The 896-nt window shown below is 78.2% G+C and carries 1 protein-coding gene; it reads right to left on the bottom strand.

The window, feature by feature from the left end:
• Positions 1-896, bottom strand: an 896-nt coding sequence (locus A4V12_RS27990; protein WP_064072232.1) for a lactonase family protein, incomplete at both ends; no start/stop codon positions are given.

The following is an 896-nucleotide window of genomic DNA, read 5'->3' as shown; positions in this document are numbered from 1 at the left end:
GAACCAGGTGACGTCGCCGGAACGCTCGTTCGCGACGTACAGGCGGCGCCCCTCGGGGTCGAGCGCGAGGTCGCGGGGCCAGTGGCCGCCGCAGGGGACGGTGGTGACGACCCGGGGCCGCTCACGGGCCTCGTCGAGGGCCAGGACGGCGATGGTGTCGTCGCCCCGCACCGCCGCCCACAGGAACCGCCCGTCGGGTGCGGCGACGATCCCGGAGGGGTGGCTCACGGCGTCCGTCGGCAGCACGACCGGTTCGCCCACGGGGGCGAGGACACCCGTGTCCGCGTCCCAGCGGCAGACGGTGAGCGTGGGAGCCAGTTCGGCCAGCACGTAGACGTGGCTGCCCGCCGGGTGGAAGGCGAGGTGGCGGGGGCCGCTGCCCGGGCGCATCGGGGTCTCGCCGTGCGCCGTCAGTACGCCCGTCCCGGGGTCGAGCGCGCCGACGTGCACGGAATCGGTGCCCAGGTCCACGCTCAGCACCCAGCGCCCGCCGGGCGCGGGCACCACCTGGTGGGCGTGCGGGCCGGCCTGCCGCTCGGGGTGCGGGCCGGCGCCGTGGTGGCGCAGCACCCGCGCGGCGGGCCGCGGCGCACCGTCGGGCCCCAGGGGCAGGACGCTCACGCTGCCGGAGCCGTAGTTGGCGGTGAGGGCGTGCCCGTGGGCGAGCGCCAGGTGGGTGGGATGGGCCCCGCCCACGGGCGCCGGGCGCCCGAGCAGGCGGGGGGCGGGTCCCGTGACGTCGAAGGCGGCGACGGCGCCCTCCTCCGTCTCACCGACCGCGTACAGCACGTCGCCGGCGGATGCCGCCACCAGGAAGGACGGGTCCGTGACCGCGTCCGACGCCCCGGTCACGGTCAGCGCGCCGGTCCGCCGGTCGACGGCGGCGGCGACGACAC

The sequence above is a fragment of the Streptomyces noursei genome (assembly GCF_001646665.1).
Lineage (GTDB): Bacteria > Actinomycetota > Actinomycetes > Streptomycetales > Streptomycetaceae > Streptomyces > Streptomyces lavendulocolor.
This window is presented reverse-complemented; position numbering and strand designations above follow the sequence as displayed.